This is a genomic window from Caldicellulosiruptoraceae bacterium PP1 (assembly GCA_041320695.1).
Classification (GTDB): Bacteria; Bacillota; Thermoanaerobacteria; order Caldicellulosiruptorales; family Caldicellulosiruptoraceae; genus JBGGOQ01.
The window spans coordinates 58,105-72,866 of sequence record JBGGOQ010000007.1 but is presented as its reverse complement, the minus strand read 5'-3'; the positions used below and the strand labels follow the sequence as shown (position 1 = coordinate 72,866).

Annotated in this window: 15 protein-coding genes and 3 pseudogenes; 13 read left to right on the top strand and 5 right to left on the bottom strand. The window is 28.5% G+C overall.

From position 1 onward, the window contains the following. Window positions 1-14: 14 nt before the first annotated feature. The gene (locus ACAG39_09630) at window positions 15-1,205 is read right to left on the bottom strand and encodes a glycosyltransferase family 4 protein (protein MEZ0537489.1); all 1,191 of its coding nucleotides are present in this window, start codon (window positions 1,203-1,205) and stop codon (window positions 15-17) included. A gap of 269 nt (window positions 1,206-1,474) precedes the next feature. Here ACAG39_09630 and ACAG39_09625 point away from each other — a divergent pair. Both ACAG39_09625 and ACAG39_09620 read left to right on the top strand, forming a co-directional pair. Next, window positions 1,475-1,890 (top strand): annotated as a pseudogene (locus tag ACAG39_09625) (bifunctional nuclease family protein). Between the two features lie 26 nt (window positions 1,891-1,916). Then, window positions 1,917-2,183: a glycerate kinase gene (locus ACAG39_09620; GenBank protein ID MEZ0537488.1), complete on the top strand. Its 267-nt coding sequence runs from the start codon at window positions 1,917-1,919 to the stop codon at window positions 2,181-2,183. A gap of 33 nt (window positions 2,184-2,216) precedes the next feature. Here ACAG39_09620 and ACAG39_09615 read toward each other — a convergent pair whose 3' ends face one another. Then, on the bottom strand, window positions 2,217-2,792 hold the full coding sequence (locus ACAG39_09615; protein ID MEZ0537487.1) for a hypothetical protein: 576 nt from the start codon (window positions 2,790-2,792) through the stop codon (window positions 2,217-2,219). 323 nt (window positions 2,793-3,115) lie between these two features. On the opposite strand from ACAG39_09615, the gene ACAG39_09610 reads away from it, so the two are divergent. Continuing rightward, window positions 3,116-4,075 (top strand): FAD:protein FMN transferase, encoded by a 960-nt coding sequence (locus ACAG39_09610; protein ID MEZ0537486.1) that lies wholly within the window; start codon window positions 3,116-3,118, stop codon window positions 4,073-4,075. 19 nt (window positions 4,076-4,094) lie between these two features. Continuing rightward, window positions 4,095-5,732, top strand: a complete 1,638-nt coding sequence (locus ACAG39_09605) for a 4Fe-4S binding protein (GenBank protein MEZ0537485.1) — start codon at window positions 4,095-4,097, stop codon at window positions 5,730-5,732. Between the two features lie 100 nt (window positions 5,733-5,832). Here ACAG39_09605 and ACAG39_09600 read toward each other — a convergent pair whose 3' ends face one another. Beyond that, window positions 5,833-6,657: a carbohydrate ABC transporter permease gene (locus tag ACAG39_09600; protein MEZ0537484.1), complete on the bottom strand. Its 825-nt coding sequence runs from the start codon at window positions 6,655-6,657 to the stop codon at window positions 5,833-5,835. Continuing rightward, window positions 6,657-7,067, bottom strand: a pseudogene (locus tag ACAG39_09595) (carbohydrate ABC transporter permease). The gene ACAG39_09600 and the pseudogene ACAG39_09595 overlap by 1 nt, the downstream one beginning before the upstream one ends. A gap of 8 nt (window positions 7,068-7,075) precedes the next feature. Here ACAG39_09595 and ACAG39_09590 point away from each other — a divergent pair. The 5 genes and pseudogenes from ACAG39_09590 to ACAG39_09570 all read left to right on the top strand — a co-directional run bounded on the left by ACAG39_09590 (window position 7,076) and on the right by ACAG39_09570 (window position 10,096). Next, entirely contained in the window at window positions 7,076-7,807 is a 732-nt protein-coding gene (locus ACAG39_09590) for a sensor histidine kinase (protein MEZ0537483.1), read from the top strand. Between the two features lies 1 nt (window position 7,808). Next, window positions 7,809-8,264, top strand: coding sequence for a response regulator (locus ACAG39_09585; GenBank protein ID MEZ0537482.1), 456 nt, complete (start codon window positions 7,809-7,811; stop codon window positions 8,262-8,264). 77 nt (window positions 8,265-8,341) lie between these two features. Further along, window positions 8,342-8,745 (top strand): annotated as a pseudogene (gene tnpA, locus ACAG39_09580) (IS200/IS605 family transposase). Window positions 8,746-8,747: 2 nt separating this feature from the next. Then, window positions 8,748-9,818 carry an IS200/IS605 family element RNA-guided endonuclease TnpB gene (gene tnpB / locus ACAG39_09575; GenBank protein MEZ0537481.1) on the top strand — a complete coding sequence of 357 codons (1,071 nt, stop codon included), beginning with the start codon at window positions 8,748-8,750 and terminating at the stop codon, window positions 9,816-9,818. 104 nt (window positions 9,819-9,922) lie between these two features. Continuing rightward, on the top strand, window positions 9,923-10,096 hold the full coding sequence (locus ACAG39_09570) for a helix-turn-helix transcriptional regulator (protein MEZ0537480.1): 174 nt from the start codon (window positions 9,923-9,925) through the stop codon (window positions 10,094-10,096). Between the two features lie 5 nt (window positions 10,097-10,101). Here the strand turns inward: ACAG39_09570 and ACAG39_09565 are convergent, their stop codons facing one another. Continuing rightward, a complete protein-coding gene (locus tag ACAG39_09565; GenBank protein ID MEZ0537479.1) occupies window positions 10,102-12,201 on the bottom strand; it encodes a methyl-accepting chemotaxis protein in 2,100 nt (699 codons plus the stop codon). Between the two features lie 428 nt (window positions 12,202-12,629). On the opposite strand from ACAG39_09565, the gene ACAG39_09560 reads away from it, so the two are divergent. The 4 genes from ACAG39_09560 (at window position 12,630) to ACAG39_09545 (ending at window position 14,726) form a co-directional block, all read left to right on the top strand. Beyond that, on the top strand, window positions 12,630-12,887 hold the full coding sequence (locus tag ACAG39_09560) for a hypothetical protein (GenBank protein MEZ0537478.1): 258 nt from the start codon (window positions 12,630-12,632) through the stop codon (window positions 12,885-12,887). Between the two features lie 79 nt (window positions 12,888-12,966). Next, window positions 12,967-13,500: an extracellular solute-binding protein gene (locus ACAG39_09555; protein ID MEZ0537477.1), complete on the top strand. Its 534-nt coding sequence runs from the start codon at window positions 12,967-12,969 to the stop codon at window positions 13,498-13,500. Further along, window positions 13,473-13,922 (top strand): hypothetical protein, encoded by a 450-nt coding sequence (locus ACAG39_09550; GenBank protein ID MEZ0537476.1) that lies wholly within the window; start codon window positions 13,473-13,475, stop codon window positions 13,920-13,922. The genes ACAG39_09555 and ACAG39_09550 overlap by 28 nt, the downstream gene beginning before the upstream one ends. Window positions 13,923-13,994: 72 nt before the next feature. Next, window positions 13,995-14,726: a hypothetical protein gene (locus tag ACAG39_09545; GenBank protein MEZ0537475.1), complete on the top strand. Its 732-nt coding sequence runs from the start codon at window positions 13,995-13,997 to the stop codon at window positions 14,724-14,726. Window positions 14,727-14,762: the final 36 nt, after the last annotated feature.

The following is a 14,762-nucleotide window of genomic DNA, read 5'->3' as shown; positions in this document are numbered from 1 at the left end:
ATACCTCGCTTTTCCTATGAATTGAACCATTCCATTTTTTTGCTTTCTTTTAATATTTCAGAATAAAGTTTTTGAAGCCTCTCAGTTATTTTGCCCCAAGAGTAAACTTCTTTTGCATCTTTTTTTCCCTGAAGAGCTACTTTATGCCTTAATTGATCATTTAAAAGAAGGGCTACAACATTATCAGATAATGAATATTTATTACCACTATAAAATTTCATACCATTTTCTGCATGTCTTACTATTTCATTAAATCCGCCTACATCAGAAACAACAGTTGCACAGCCTGCTGCCATGCTTTCAAGTGCAACAATACCAAAAGGTTCATATAAACTTGGAAATACACATACATCAGCTACTTTAAATAATTTTTTTCTTTCTTCATCAGAAATGAACCCTGTAAATAATACTTTATCATTAATGCCATATCTATATGTCATACTATATAGCTCATGAAACATAGGACCATTCCCTGCAATCACAAGCTTTGAGTTTGAATACCCTTCAAGTATATGTGGCATTGCATCAATAAGAAGCTGGACTCCTTTTTCATATACATGCCTTCCAATATAGAAAATAATCTTTTCTGAGTCGAGAGCAAAACGTCTTCTAAATGAAATGTCTGCCTCAATATCTTCAAAATCTTCTACATTAATTCCGTTTGGTATAATTTCAATCTTATCTTGTGTAAGATTAAATATCCTTTCGCATTCCCATTTCATAAAGTTCGAATTAACAATTACCTTCCAACTTTCAAAACAAAGCCACCATTCAACATTTGATATAAAGTTTTGAAGTTCATTGTGAATTCCATTATTTCTACCATATTCAGTAGCATGAATAGTAGATACTAAAGGAATTCTTAAGGAGTTTTTTATCATTCTTCCTGCAAATGAGCAAAGCCAGTCATGGACATGAATAATATCAAATTTACCTTCTTTATTAGAAATATATATAGCTTTTTCAGCTAATGCCATATTCATCAGCATAATATAATCAACAAAATTAAGTGGATTCAATGAATATTTCGGAACCCTAATTATTTTTAGTTTTCCATGGTCTTCATATCTTTCGTAATCATCTGAAAAGGTAATTACATATACAGTGTTTTCTTTTGATAAGTTTTGTGAAATGTTTTCAACTACCCTTGAAATTCCTCCAATTATTCTTGGAGGATATTCCCATGTAAGCTGCAAAATACGCATATTTATCACCTTACTTTGTATAATGATATATACCACATTTAAATAAATTATTAACATAAAAAAAATTAGAAAACCATGTTATTAATCAATAATTTAAGTTTCTATTAAATCAATTCAGACAGTTTCTGTAAAAAAAGTTGTGAGATTTAATAATATAATTATTCCCGAATAAGATTTTTTCTAAAAAACAAAATAAAAAAGTCTTTTAATATATATTTTTATGTAATAATATTAATTAAAGGGTATTTTAATAATTGAGGTGCAAAAATATGATATATCAAATGAAGGTTTTAAACGTAGCCTTTTTTGAGCAGGGGGCCGGTTTTGCAGTTTTACTTTCAGATGTTGATAACAAAATGATACTACCAATTTTTATTGGACCACTCGAAGCTCAATCAATAGCATTTGCACTGGAAAACCAACAGTCTGAACGTCCTTTAACGCATGATTTAATGTTAAATATTTTTCTAAATATGGTATTAATATTCAGAAAATAATAATAACTGATATAAAAGATAACACATACTATTCAGAGATTTTTCTAATTGATAATAATAATTCAATCTCCATTATTGATGCACGTCCAAGTGATGCAATTTCTTTAGCAATAAGAGTAAAATGCCCTATTTACATGTCATCAAAGCTGCTTGAGTTTACTTATAAGTATGATGAATTAATGTCATAACAGGAGGAAGATTTGATACACAAAGTTTGTCTGGAAAGTCAACCATCGGGCTTTCTAAACTTGCTGAAAAATACAATAAACCAGTTATTGTTTTACCAGGTTCAGTTGATTGTCCTTTTGAATTATATTCAAAAAGTGGTGTAACAAGTGTTTTTTCAGTTGTTGATATGGCCTCTCCTCTGGAAAGATGCCTTATAGAAGCAGAAAGGCTTTTGTATGAAACAGCAAAAAGCCTTGTTAACCTGATAATATTTATAGAAAACAAAAAATTATATCAAAAAAAGGACCTCTAAGTTATTATCGAGGTCCTCCTTTTTTATGTATATTTATGCTAATTGTTTTAGTTCAAGTTTTCTTATTTGCATTTCATGAGATGCCAACCAATCTTTTATTATCAATTGATTTTCCTTTATCTGTTGGTCTTCTTTTGACAGAGTCTCTATTTTTTGGTTAACTTGCTCTTTATATTCAGTTAGAAATGCAACCTGTTCATATACAGCATCCATACGTCTATTTAGATCAACATGGCTATTAATTAATAATTCATTTTGCTCTTTTAAATTCTTGATATCAAGTTTAATTTCTTTTATATCTTGTTCTATCGAATCTACTCGTTTTTCTAAACTGTCTATACGAGATTCTAAAGTGTCCATTCGAGATTCTAAACTATCCATTCGAGATTCTAAACTATCCATTCGAGATTCTAAACTGTCCATTCGAGATTCTAAACTGTCCATTCGGGATTCTAAACTGTCCATTCGGGATTCTAAACTGTCCATTCGGGATTCTAAACTGTCCATTCGGGATTCTAGTCGATCTAATCTATTATCTATGCTGTCAAACCTATGTTCAAAGCCTGTTACCTTATTCAATATGAGTTCTAATAATTCCCTATCACTCATAAATTTTACCTCCAAATAAGTCTTATATAAATTTTATCATAAATAATTTTCATATTCAAAAGAATAAATTTAACCTACATTATATCTTTAAAAAGATTAGTTTTTTAGCAATGCTTACTTAATTTATATTCTGTACTTAAAAAACATTTACACCTTTTGTGCATTTATTATTAGTTACAATATTTTGTTAATACATTGCTTTGATTTTAATAATTTTTTAATACTTATTAATCATTTGTTTACATTTTGTCAACAAAATAAAGGTATATATTTATTATAATAAAAATGCAAAGGTAAGAACCTGTTAAAGAAAGGAAAAAACGATGCACACAGTTGATAGGTTAACAAAAAAGGTTTATGCAATGGGAACAAGTTGTGAAATTACAATATATGATAAATTAGATGAAGAAGTTTTAAATAGTTGCATAGAAAGATTATATGACATTGAAAATAAGATGTCTGTATTTAAAAATATAAGTGATGTATCAACAATAAATAGTAATGCTGGTAAAGGGTTTTCTTTGGTATCTCCCGATACCGCATATGTAATAAGAATGGCAAAAAAATACTCTAATTTATCAAATGGGGCATTTAGTATAACTGTAAAACCTTTAATTAACCTTTGGAAGCAAAAAATGAAAGATAACATTTTCCCAAATAAAGAGGAGATATTTGAAGCTTTGAAACTTGTTAATGACAATGATATCTTAATAAGGGATAATAGAGTGATGCTATTAAATCAAAATCAAGAAATAGACTTAGGATCAATTGCAAAAGGCTATGCTGCTGATGAGATAAAAAAACTTTTAGAGGATTATAATGTTAAATCAGCAATAATAAACCTTGGTGGAAATGTCATGTTGGTAGGAAAGAAACTTGATAACTCTAAATGGCAGGTAGGTCTTCAAAATCCCTTTAAGCAAAGAGGAGAAATATTTGGATACATAGAGCTTCCAGAAAAAACAGTTGTAACTTCAGGTAGCTATGAAAGATTTTATATAATAAATGGTATTAAATTTTCTCATATTATAAATCCTATTAACGGTTATCCAGTTTCAAATACTTTAGCAAGCGTAACAGTTGTTACAGATAATTCTATTGATGCTGATGCTATGTCTACAATACTTTTTGTATTAGGATTAAAAGATGGAATTGATTTTGTAAAAACCTTAGAAGAATTTGAAACAATTTTTGTAGCAACAAATAAAATGGTTTTTTGTCCTTCAACTTTAAAAGAGAATATAAAAATACTTGACAGTACTTTTGAAGTTAGCTTTTACTAACGAAAGGAGAAATATAAATTTGAATAAGTCTTTAAGAAAAAACATTACGCAAATTTTAAGATTTACAGTACAAATAATTTCATTAATTTTTTTCTCAGGAATGTTTGTATATATATTTGCTGGTATAGAACAACTTTTTAAATATCTCATAAAAGGAAATATTCCCTTTACATCTGTATCAACTTATTTTGCAACACTATTTATAACATTCATTATTACTATTTTATTAGGTAGGTTTTTTTGTGGATGGATTTGTTCCTTTGGTACAGTATTTAGCTATTTAAATAAGATTGTAAAGAAAGTTTTTAAGATAAAAATTAATATAAATGAAAAGATAGATAATTATTTAAAGTATTCAAAATATATTATTCTTTTTTTAATTGCTCTATTTATATGGACTCTAAATTATAATATATTAAAAAGCTTTAGCCCATGGGATGCTTTCTCAGAGCTTATAGCACTTTCTTCTGGAGTAATTTCGTATAAAGGTGGACTTTTAATACTTTCATTCATATTTATTATTTCAATTTTTGTTGAAAGAGCTTTTTGTAGATATTTTTGTCCACTCGGTGCTTTATTTAGCATAACATCAAAATTAAGAATACTTAGAATTAGAAAAAAGAATAATAATTGTGGAAACTGTATGATATGTACAAATGAATGTGAAATGGGATTGCCTCTAAATAGATTAGATGAAGTAAAAAGTGGTGAATGTTTAAACTGTTTTAGATGTGTTTCAAGCTGCCCAAGGCATAATCAAGAGGTAGTTGTATTTAACCAACCAATAAATAAAAACTTAGCAGGTGCTGTTACAGTTGCAAGTTTGTTAGGTGTTTATACACTAATGAATACGGTTAGTTTAAATGCTGAGAATCATATTAGCGTAAGTCAGCAACAGATAGTTGTCGATAATTCTTCATCAACACAAACAATCCAAAATAATAACCAAGATAGTAATACAACTACTTCTGATAGTCATAATTCTACTACAAAATCAGATGAAACTCAAAATAGTAATACTTCAAATGATAGTATTAATAAAAGTAATGGTGGAATAACTAATAATAGCAATAATTCTGCATCACAGCAAATAATCCAAAATAATAATCAAGTTAGTAATACAACTACATCTGATAGTCATAATACTGCTACAAAATCAAATGAAACTCAAAATAGCAATAATTCAAATGATAGTATTAATAAAAGTAATGGTGGAATAACTGATAATAGCAATAATACTGTATCACAGCAAATAACCCAATATAGCAACCAAATTAATAATACAACTACATCTGATAGTCAAAATACTACAATATCAAATGAAGCACAGAATAGTAATACTTCTAATGAAAACAACAGTGTAACTAATAGTACAAGAATCTACAAAGATGGCACATATACTGGAGAAGGCATTGGTTATAGACCAGGAATTGTTGTTGAGGTAACAATAAAGGATGATAAAATCACAAAGATAGAAATTGTTTCTGATAATGAAACTCCAAGATTTAGTTATTTACCTTTTCAAACAGTTCCTCAAGAAATAATTGATAGTCAATCAACTAAAGTAGATACTGTTTCTGGTGCTACAATGTCAAGTGAAGGAATTATTATGGCAGTTGAAGATGCATTAAGTAAAGCAAGGATAAATCAAAATTAGCAAATAAGTTTATTTAATATAGATAAGCAAAAACACAACCACAACATAATAAAAAGGCGGTCAAAAAAGGCAAATACCTCCCCTTTCACCGCCTCTTTTTTTATCCTTTAACTGCTCCTGCTGTTATGCCATTAACTATATATTTCTGGCCCAATATATAAACTACTAAAACAGGTAAGCTTGTAAGAACAATATCGGCACATACTAAATTCCATTCGGTCATAAACATTCCAAAAAAGTTATACACAGCTAATGTCATTGGCCATTTTTCAGATGAATTTAGATAATACAATGGTAAAATAAAGTCATTCCAGCAGCTCATAAAGTTTAAAGCAAATAGGGTTGATATAACTGGAGTAAGCAAAGGTAAAATAATTTTTGTATATAGTTTTATTGGTGGACAACCATCAATTATAGCAGCCTCATCAATTTCTTTGGGAATTGTTTTAACAAAACCATAAGAAATAAATAAGCTTATTGGAATATTAAATGCAGTATATAATAAAATCATTCCAAATCTTGTATTTATTAAGTGTAATATTTGCATAACCTTAAGTAATGTAATGTAGTTTACAGGCATAGCAATACCTAATATTATGAAAAAATATAAAAATTTGTTTAATTTTATCTGATTTCTTGACATGATAAATGCAGCAGTACAAGTTAAAATAATTATTAAAGCTGAACTTATTGTTGCATAAATCATACTATTTATAAATGAAATACCTAATTTCCCTTTTTCAATTACAGTTGTATAGTTTGATATTTCAAAACTTTTCGGAAGTTGTAAAGTTAATGTATATGACTCAGCCCTTGTTTTAAATGAATTTATTAAAATAACAACTGCCGGAAGTATTACAACAAGTGATATAAGCCATGCAACAATATTTTTTAATAAATCAATATTTTTTTGCCTCCTTGCCATTAATAATCCACCTCTTTTCTATTAAAGGCTTTTATAATAAAGTAAGAAATAAGTGCTACAATTATAAATAAAATTGTTGACATAGCTGTTCCTACTGCATATCTACCTTCAGAAAACTCTTTGAATACTTGAGTGTTTATAACACCTGTGGCATATCCAGGTCCACCATTTGTTAAAACATATATAATGTCAAATACTCTAAGTCCATATGTTATATTTAATACTGTTACAGTTGAAATAGTAGGCATCAATAGCGGAATTGTTATATGAATTGTTTTTTGCCAAAATGTTGCCCCATCAATCTCACTTGCTTCGTAATAATCGCTGGATATTGCTTGAAGCCCTGCTATGAACACAACCATTATATAGCCTGCACCTTTCCAAGTATCAACAAGCATAACAGAATGAAATTGAATCATTGTATAAGTCATTTAATAGATTGCATGAAAGACTAAAAACTTCATTAAATGAATTAATTATTACTAAAAACCAAGAGATTAATGCTAAATTTTTAGCTCTGCAATCTCAAATGAACCCTCACTTTTTATTCAATAGTTTAGCTAACATAAGTGCAATGGCAGAAGAAGGTATGAATAAGGATATTATTAAACTATGTAACAATATAGCCCAAATGCTTAGATATGTTTCAGATAATACCAAAAATTATGTTACATTATATGATGAGATTGAACAAACTAATAGATATCTTGAATGTATGAAGATAAGATATGGGGTAAACCTTAACTATATAATTGATATACCAAGCGAAATATATAATATTTCTATCCCAAAGCTTATTATCCAGCCACTTGTTAAAAATTGTATAAAACATGCATTTTCCACACTTCCACCTTGGGAGATAAAAATAATAGGAAACTTAAATGATAATATTTGGACTATTACTATATATGATAATGGTGTTGGCTTTAGCAATCAAGCATTAAACACTATTCAAGAGTTTATGCAAAAGTTTAATAATTTGGATAGTATTCCTGATCTAAAAATAGAAGGAATGGGTATCTTAAATATTTACATCAGGTTAAAATTAATATACAAGGACAATATAATATTTAATATAAAGAATAATGATAATTCTGGTGCTTGTATTACTATTGGAGGACCATATCAAGCTATTTTGGAGGAAAAATAATATGGAAAAGTCCAAAAATAAATATAGATGTGTTGTTGTTGAAGATGAAGAGTTAATTAGAAGAAGTATTGTAAGAAAAATAAATGACTTAAACTGTGGTTTTGAGGTAATAGGAGTAGCCTTTGATGGTAAAGAAGCCTTAAAGCTAATAGAAGATAAACTACCTCATTTAGTTATAACAGATATTAGAATGCCTGTTATGGGTGAATTGGAACTTGCCGAAAAAATATATTACAATTATCCGAGTGTAAAGGTTGTTATAATAAGTGGTTATAATGAATTTGAATATGCAAAGCAAGCAATAAAATATGAAGTTAAAGAATATTTGCAAAAGCCCATAACAAATGATCAGCTATTTATTACTTTAACTCGAATAAAAATGAAATTTGATTCAGAAATTGCCGATATTGCTAAGTATTTTAACCTAAAATACGACAGAAGTCACACACTTCTATAAGTGGGTGATGAATGTTGCTTGACAATACCTTCCTCTATGATACAATCAGCATTAGAGGAAGGAGATGAGATAAATCGATGGAATTAGATAGCAATAACCATTCAGTATTCTTATTATTTTACCATCTTGTTTTAGTTACAAAATATCGGAGAAAAGTAATAGACGATAAAATATCAAACAGATTAAAAGAAATATTTGAGAAAATACAAGAGAATTATAATATTACATTACAAGAATGGAATCACGATAAAGACCATGTTCACATATTATTCAAAGCACATCCTAATAGCGAAATTTCTAAATTTATCAATGCATACAAAAGTGCTTCATATCAAGGCTAATAAAAAAAGAATTTTCTGAAATAAAACAACAACTATGGAAAGAATGTTTATGGTCAAGAAGTTATTGTTTACTTACAACTGGAGGAGCACCAATTGAAGTAATCAAAAAATATATAGAAAATCAAAGAGAAGAGGTGTAGTTGTGTTAAAAGCATATAAATATAGGATATACCCTACAAAAGAACAACAGGAATATTTTGCAAAGGTATTTGGTTGTGTAAGGTTTATATATAACAAAATGCTTGCAGACAAAATAGAGTATTACAAGCAAACAGAAAGAATGTTAAAAACTACACCTGCTAAGTATAAAAGAGAATATCCATTTCTAAAGGAAGTAGATAGTCTTGCCCTTGCTAATGCACAGCTTAATTTAGAAAAGGCATATAACAACTTTTTTAGGGATAAGAATATAGGTTTTCCGAAGTTCAAAAAGAAAAAAGGCTATCAATCATATACAACAAATAATCAAAATGGGACAGTAAGTATAGATAATGGATACTTAAAAGTGCCAAAACTAAACACAAAGATAAAGATAAAACAACATAGACAATTTGAAGGGATTATAAAATCTGTAACAATATCAAAAACACCTGCAGGAAAATATTATGTGTCCATATTAGTTGAAAAAGAAATAAAAGAATTGCCTAAAGTAGATAAGAAGATAGGAATAGATTTAGGGTTAAAAGAATTTGCAGTATTTTCAGATGGGACAAAAATTGAGAATCCAAAATGGTTAAGAAAGACAGAAAAAAGGATAAAGAAAATACAAAAGGATTTATCAAGGAAACAAAGGTGGAGTAAAAACTATGAGAAAACGAGAATAAAACTATCCAAGTTACATGAAAGGATAGCAAATCAAAGGAAAGACTTTCTACATAAGTTATCCTCTAAAATAATAAACGAAAACCAAGTTATAGTGATGGAGGATTTGAAGGTAAAGAATATGCAACAAAATCATCATTTAGCAAAGGCAATAACAGAGGTATCATGGTCAGAATTTAGAAGGATGATAGAATATAAAGCAAAGTGGTATGGGAGAGAAATAATAATAGCACCACATTCTTATGCATCAAGTCAAATATGTAGTGAATGTGGGCATAAAAATACTGATGTAAAGGATTTAGCATTGAGGGAATGGGAATGTCCTAAATGTGGTACCAAACATGATAGAGATATAAATGCAGCCAAGAATCTACTAAAATTAGCCATGTAGATGGTATTATCGGGGATGGGACAGCCCTTTGAGCGTGGGTAATCTGGTAAGGTAGCTTACCTTGACCACGAAGCCCCCACCTCTATAGGTGGGGGTAGTTCACCTTGCACGTCCATGATATACAACATAGTAACATTATAGAGATAATTGAACAGTATCTTAAGGAGAACTACAAGAAAGAGATATCACTTAATGACATAGCGTCATATTTTAATTTTTCACAAGACTACTTAAGCAAACTATTAAAAAACATACAGGTGAGACACCTTATTTTCTGATTTTATTATACCTTAAAAATTTCCATGGCCTTTTTAAGATCTTGAGCTAAATTGTTTAAATTATCAATAAGTGTTTTTAACTCTCCAATTGAAGACAATTGTTCTTTGGCAGCCGACGAAACTTCTTCTGAAGACGCTGCTGTCTCCTGTGAAATTGATGAAATATTTTCGATACTTTCAATAATCTCGTTTTTATCATTGTCTATCATATGTATTGATTTATTGATATCTTCAATTTTATCAGAAAGTTTATTCATTGCAGTTATAATATTGCTCAATGATTTTGAAACTTCTAACACAGATTTTTCTTGTCCTTTGATTATGTTCTCTACATCATCAGCAACATTTTGAGTAGCATCAGTCTGTTTAATTATTTTATTTAGTATATCTTCAATATCCTTTGTTGAATTTCTTGATTGGTCTGCAAGTTTCCTAATCTCGGCTGCAACAACCGAAAATCCTCTTCCAGCTTCACCTGCTTTAGCAGCTTCAATTGATGCATTTAAAGCAAGTAGTTTGGTTTGCTCTGAAATATTATTTAATAAATTTGTAATTCTCCCTATAGATTTTGTATATCCAGAAAGTTCGTTTATATTTGAAATCATGGAGCCGGTAACCTTAGATGTTTGTTCAGCCCATTTACTTAGTTCTTTTACTGTTTCAAGTCCTATATTAGTATAATTATTTACTTCATCAGATAAAGAATCCATCTCATTTGATGCACTTACAACATCATTAATTCTATCACCAAAATAAGTTACACTTTTTAGTATTTTGTTAGCTTCTTCGGCTTGATTTCCAGCTCCTGTTGCTATCTCCTGAATTTCTAAAGATACATCATTAGTTATTGATGATACCTCATTTGCAATTTTTGAAACGTTTTCAATTGAATTATTAACCTGTGTTGATAAATCAATTCCCTTTTTTATTAGACTTCTAAGTTGTAATGTCATTTTATTGAAATTCTCAGATAGAATACCAATTTCGTCATTCCTTTTAACATTGCTATTCACACGCAAATCTCCGCTTGCAGCTGTACTAATTGTATGAGTGACCTTTTCAATATCAAAAGCTATCTTTGACGCAAAATACATAGCAATAGCAAGAGCAATTATAGTAAATATAATTGAAACTATAATAATAAGTGCTCTTAATCCATTAGCTGCTGATAATAAATCTGATAGTGGGACAATTCCAATATATGTTAAATCAGAGAATGTTGAATGGAAATAACATACTAATAATGCTCTACTACCAATTTTAGCCTCAAAAGCTCCTTCATTTTTATTCTCACTTATGTTATTTTTTATATTATTTATAAATGATGCTTGGCCTGTAATTTTAAATGCTGTATTTTCAGATGAAATAATTCTATCTTGAGGGGTTAAAGTTAAGAAAAATCCATTTTGAGATAGCTTTATATTCCTTAGAGTTTCCTTTAATTGTTTCTCACTAATATCAAATATAACTACACCGATTTTTTTATTTGTCCTAATATCAATATAACTAACCCCGACAGAAATTGCGTAAGCATCAATTTTATATCCATTTTTAATAGATATATCATCAAATGCTTCAAAGTGATTATCAAACCATATTGGTCTTCCATTAGCCGATTCTATCCTTTTGTACCAGTTTGAATTTTTAATTTTATTAAAATCATATATAAACGAAACACTATCCATTGGATATGTAATAGTGGTTTCTTTATCAGTAATAATATGTATACCAGAAATTAGATTATTAGTATTCATCACATTTGAAATCATTTTTTGAGCATTCTCTCTTGCAACTGGCTTTGCATAATCTGTTGAAGTTTCAGAATAGTAATCTAATAAAACATTATTTGTAATAAGTTGAAAGATATTCTGTTCTACATTTTTAAATATTGAATCCATATACATTCCAGTTGAATGAGTGGTTGATAAAAATCCATCCTTGCTTTTGCTAATAATTGAATTATACGAAGATGTTACTGAAATAATGCCTATAAATAATATTGGTAATACAATAGATCCTATCAAAAGCTTTGATAAGTTTCGAGCTAAACCCTTCTTCTTTAAGAAAGAGAACAATATATTGAAATGATTACCTTCATTAAACAAAATATATTCCCCCAAACTCTGGTTAATATACTTTAAATTATAATGTAAAAAAAGACATTTCACAACAATATATTACATAAAATGAGTGAAATAATATAAACTTAGTAACATTATGTCTTTTAAGTTACAGTCATTTATTATAAAATTTTATATTAAATAATTTATGAAAAACTTAAGTATTAAAATATATTAAAAAGATCAGTTAAGTACTATTAAATAATTATTCGAATATTATATACTAATACAATTATTTATCTCAAAAATAATTAAATTTATGACAAATAAAATATTAATTATTTATTATGTAACATTAAATCATGCTTTTTAATATATAATATTATATTCAAATTATATATATAATATATTGACATGTTTAATATATATTTATATAATATTTTATGAATAAAAAATAATGAAGATTGTTTGTTGTGCCTGTTAAAAAATGGTTGTGCTTTGTTGATGTTTTACTACTGATTTCTTTTGTTATTACATCAGTTTCATTCGACACATTAGTTCAAGCGGCTTCAAAAGTTCAAATTACATTTTGGCATCCAATGAGTGAATTACCTGAGAAGCCATGTTCGGAAATAATTGTTAAGAATTTTAATGTTCCAAGTAAAACAGTTGTTGTAAAAGGACAATTTGTTGGTGGTAGTGGTAGTGGCAAGGTATTACAGATAAATTAATGACTGCTATTGCTGCAAAAAATCCACCTGACGTTGTTTGGTTTGATCGTTTTATGGTACCTCAATGGGGTACAGAATATTGTTTGAAGATATTACTGAAACAGCTAAGAAAAACAATATAACAAAGGATTTATTTTTTGTTTATGCATGGTCTGAACCAAATTATACAAACAAATTATATGGTTTACCAACAGATGCTGATACAAGAACATTATATTGGAATAAAAAATTGTTTAAAGAAGCTGGCTTTGATTCAGAAAAACCACCAAAAACTATTGTAGAATTAGATAAAATGGCAGAAAAGTTAACTAATAAAAAAGGTAATAGATTTGAACAAATTGGTTTTATCCCATGGTTGAGCCAAGGTTGGCTATACACTTGTGGATGGGTATTGGGTGGAGAATTCCAAGATAAAAATACTGGTAAAATAACAGCTAATGATCCTAATATTATTAAAGCATTAGAATGGGAAGTATCTTACGCTAAAAAATATAATGCAGCTGATGTTCAAAGCTTTTCTACTGCTACAGCAAGTAATATTGAACTATTTTTAACAAGAAAAGTTGCTATGATGGTTAGTGGACCATGGATGATGCAACATATAAAACATTAGCACCTGATATTGAATATGGCGTTGCTCCAATTCCATCACCGGATGGAAAAAGAGTAGTATCTTGGGCAGGTGCCTGGGGAGTAGTAATGCCAAGAGGAGCAAAGAATAAACAAGTAAGCTTTGATTTCATGAAATACTTAAGTACTAGTAATGGTGTATATACTTATAGTGAAGAAACAGCTCACTTCATGTCAGCTAAAAAAATAAATGATAGTCTAAAATGGTATAAAGAATATCAATATGGTAAAGTAGTTGCTGATTTACTACCAAGTTCAAAGTGTAGACCTCCAATTCCAAAAGGACAGTTGTCATGGGATGAATTAGTTACAGCAACCAACAATACATTATATGGAAAGGGAACACCAAAAGATTTATTGAAAAAGGTAACAGACAAAGTAAACACGGAATTAGTATATAAATAAAAATTTTTTGTGGTCTTCTGTAAAAGCAGAAGACCACAATTAATATAATATATTTTTGGTGGGTTGATAGATATGCATAGAAAAGTTTCAATAGAAAGAAATAAGGTCAAATGGGGCATATTATTTTCATTACCATGGTTAATTGGTTTATTATTATTTTATATCTATCCAATATTATCATCATTTATTTTTAGCTTTTTTGATTATAATGGAATAGATATAAAAAGTTTTACTGGTTTCAAAAATTATTTATCTGCTTTCAATGATGATTTGTTTATCATATCAGTAAAAAATACTTTATTTTATACCATAATAGCAGTACCACTTAATTTAATTTTAGGTGTTTTAATTGCAGTTCTTTTAAATTCAATAATTAAGTTTATTGGTGTATTTAGAGCAATATTCTTTATACCAACTTTAGTACCAACGGTTGCTATTGCTTTAATATGGCAATGGTCCTTTAATAATCGATTTGATTATATAAATTATTTGTTAAATAATATAGGCATTGTGGCCCCAGCATGGTTTGAAAGCGAAATGTGGTCAAAACCAGCTATTATTACTATTTGTTTGTTTCAATTGCTAAATTTATGGAATGATTTTACAGGACCATTAATTTATTTACAGGAAGAATCAAAATATACTTTACAACTTGCATTACAACAATTTAAATCAACATATATGACTTCTTGGCCTCATTTAATGGCTGCAGCCGTCCTTGTTAGTTTACCAATTATAATTATTTTCGTTATTTCACAGAACTACTTTGTTAAGGGTAAGACTTTCAGTGGTATAAAAGGATAAAACATAATTGTATATAACATAAAAAATATGTTATAT

Excerpts from the sequence above, each read along its gene's own strand:
- ACAG39_09630 (MEZ0537489.1), bottom strand. The coding sequence starts at position 1,205 with ATGCGTATTTTGCAGCTTACATGGGAATATCCTCCAAGAATAATTGGA.
- ACAG39_09615 (MEZ0537487.1), bottom strand. The coding sequence starts at position 2,792 with ATGAGTGATAGGGAATTATTAGAACTCATATTGAATAAGGTAACAGGC.
- ACAG39_09610 (MEZ0537486.1), top strand. The coding sequence starts at position 3,116 with ATGCACACAGTTGATAGGTTAACAAAAAAGGTTTATGCAATGGGAACA.
- ACAG39_09600 (MEZ0537484.1), bottom strand. The coding sequence starts at position 6,657 with ATGGCAAGGAGGCAAAAAAATATTGATTTATTAAAAAATATTGTTGCA.
- ACAG39_09585 (MEZ0537482.1), top strand. The coding sequence starts at position 7,809 with ATGGAAAAGTCCAAAAATAAATATAGATGTGTTGTTGTTGAAGATGAA.
- ACAG39_09550 (MEZ0537476.1), top strand. The coding sequence starts at position 13,473 with ATGGATGATGCAACATATAAAACATTAGCACCTGATATTGAATATGGC.
- ACAG39_09545 (MEZ0537475.1), top strand. The coding sequence starts at position 13,995 with ATGCATAGAAAAGTTTCAATAGAAAGAAATAAGGTCAAATGGGGCATA.